The organism is Geminicoccus flavidas, assembly GCF_009806515.1.
GTDB classification, from domain to species: domain Bacteria; phylum Pseudomonadota; class Alphaproteobacteria; order Geminicoccales; family Geminicoccaceae; genus Geminicoccus; species Geminicoccus flavidus.
The window spans coordinates 1-1,997 of record NZ_WUJP01000699.1 but is presented as its reverse complement, the minus strand read 5'-3'; the positions used below and the strand labels follow the sequence as shown (position 1 = coordinate 1,997).

Here is a 1,997-nt window from a genome sequence, read left to right as displayed (position 1 = left end):
CCAGCATGCCAAGCGTGATCGCCACCGGCAGGCCCCAGCTTTCCAGCAGCCCGGCATAGAGCACCACCGACAGGCCCAGGATCGAGCCGATCGACAGGTCGATCCCGGCGGTCAGGATCACGAAGGTCATGCCCATCGCGAGGATGCCGACGATCGCGATCTGGCGCAGCACGTTCAACAGGTTCGGCACGGTCAGGAACCGGTCCGACAGGAGCGAGGCGATCACGATCAGCGCGACCAGTGCGATCAGGCCGCCGAGCCTGCCGGCACCGACCCGGCGCAGCATGGCGCCGTAGCCGAGGTGAGTAGCTTCATGCGGCAAGGGCTGCGGACCTCATGATGGTTTCCTCGCTCGCTTCTTCACGGCTGAGCGTTGCGGCGACGCGCCCCCGGCGGAGCACGACGATCCGGTCGGACAGGCGCAGGACCTCCTCCATCTCCGAGGAGATCAGGACGATCGCCACGCCGCGCGCCACCAGCTGCTCGATGAGCGCGTAGATTTCCTGCTTGGCGCCGATGTCGACCCCACGGGTCGGCTCGTCGACGATCAGCACCCTGGGCTCCACCGCCAGCGCCCGACCGATCAGCACCTTCTGCTGGTTGCCGCCGCTCAAGTAGCGGATCTCGGTGCCCATGCCAGCCGAGCGCACGTCCAGCTTGCCGATCATGTCGCGGACATAAGCCCGCTCCTTGACCAGGTTCAGCACGCCCAAGCGCGTGAACCGGCCAAGGCTGGAGATGGTCGCGTTCTCGCGCACCGGGCGGTTGGGCAGGAGGCCCTGCGCCTTGCGGTCCTCGGTCAGGTAGCTGATGCCCAGGCGCGCCGCCTTGCCGGGGTCGTCGATGCGCACGTCCTGGCCATGCAGCCGGATCGTCCCGGCACTCGGCCGGGCCAAGCCGACGATGGCGCGTGCCACCTCGGTCCGCCCGGCGCCGACCAGCCCGGCCAAGCCCACGATCTCGCCCTCGTGCACCGCGAAGGACACGTCCTCGAACTCGCCGCGACGGGACAGGCCGCGCAGCTCCAGCGCCGGCTTGCCGGAGCGGCGCGCCTGGCGGGCATGGGCCGGGAAGTCCCGGCCGATCATCCGGGCGACCAGCCATTCCTGGTCGATCTCGCCGATCGGCGCCTCGCCGGTCTTCCTGCCGTCGCGCAGCACCGTGACCCGGTCGCAGATCCGGAACACCTCCTCCAGGTGATGGGAGATGAACACGATGCCCAGGCCTTGCGCCTTGAGGCGGGCGACCAGGGCGAACAGGGTGGCGACCCGCTTCTCGTCGAGCACGGCGGTGGGCTCGTCCAGCACCAGCACCCTGGCCTGGAGCGAGATCGCTTTGGCGATCTCGACCATCTGCTGCTGGGCGATGCTGAGCCGCCCGACCGGCACGGACGGGTCGATCTCGATCGACAGGCTGTCCAGGAGTTCCGCCGCACGCCGGCGCATCTCGCCCTTCGCAACCGTGCCGAACCGGGTGGTCGGGAAATGGCCCAGGAAGATGTTCTCCTCGGCCGACAGATGCGGGGCCAGCGACAGTTCCTGCTGGATCACCACGATGCCGCGGGCCAGCGCGTCGCGCGGCGAGCGCAGGCGGGTGGGCTCCCCCTCGACCAGCAGCTCGCCGCGATCCGGCTGGTAGACGCCGCCCAGCACCTTGATGAGGGTGGACTTGCCGGCACCGTTCTCGCCGACCAGTGCCTGGACCTCGCCGGCATGCACCGCGAAGTCCAGGTCGGAGAGGACCACGTTGCCGGAAAAGCTCTTGCCCAGGCCCCGGACAGCGAGAAGCGGCGTCACCGGCAGCGCGCCGGCCTTCAGCGGCAAGGATCCGGCGTCGGCTCAAAGTCGCCCCAGCCGCGGCCGATCCACTCATCGGCGTTGGCGGCGGTCACTACCGGCGAATCCGGCAGCACCAGGGTCTTGCCGGGCTCGGCATAGTCCTGGGCGTCCGGGATCTCCTTGCCGGTGAGCGTGTAGAGCACCGCGCGCAGGCCGATA

At 69.5% G+C, this 1,997-nt stretch carries 3 protein-coding genes; all 3 read right to left on the bottom strand.

The features are described from left to right. Positions 1-322, bottom strand: a 322-nt coding sequence (locus tag EQG76_RS20090; RefSeq protein WP_407925556.1) for an ABC transporter permease subunit, incomplete at its 3' end; no start/stop codon positions are given. Beyond that, positions 312-1,823: a sugar ABC transporter ATP-binding protein gene (locus tag EQG76_RS20085; protein WP_200840964.1), complete on the bottom strand. Its 1,512-nt coding sequence runs from the start codon at positions 1,821-1,823 to the stop codon at positions 312-314. The genes EQG76_RS20085 and EQG76_RS20090, both read right to left, overlap by 11 nt. After that, the coding region (locus EQG76_RS20080; protein WP_159716126.1) for a hypothetical protein at positions 1,814-1,997 on the bottom strand (184 nt) is incomplete at its 5' end. The genes EQG76_RS20080 and EQG76_RS20085, both read right to left, overlap by 10 nt.